Origin of the sequence: Haemophilus sp. UMB1048, from assembly GCF_030218125.1 — a bacterium.
In the GTDB taxonomy this organism is placed as follows: Bacteria; Pseudomonadota; Gammaproteobacteria; order Enterobacterales; family Pasteurellaceae; genus Haemophilus_D.
Genome location: NZ_JASOPB010000157.1, coordinates 1 through 246, shown reverse-complemented (window position 1 = coordinate 246; position 246 = coordinate 1). Strand labels below are relative to the sequence as shown.

Here is a 246-nt window from a genome sequence, read left to right as displayed (position 1 = left end):
GACTTAATCATGCCAATAATAAGCTCGTCTAATAAGCCTGGCACATTCCAAGTAAACTCTTGAGGCTTAAGTCGCAAAAGCGCATGAAGTGGAACGTGTACAGTTACACCATCTAAAGGATCATGCGGATCATAAATGTAGCTTAAATGCAAGTTGATTTTCTGACCGTCTGTTCCAATCGTATGCCAAGTATCTGGGTAATCTGCCAAATCAGTGTCATTTGCGTATTGCAAGCGCTCAACACAA

1 protein-coding gene is annotated in these 246 nt (G+C 41.5%); it reads right to left on the bottom strand.

What is annotated here, in order from left to right; all coding sequences use genetic code 11:
* Positions 1 to 246 (bottom strand): DUF3418 domain-containing protein (locus QP437_RS10815; RefSeq protein ID WP_285267768.1); only part of this gene is annotated, 246 nt, incomplete at both ends.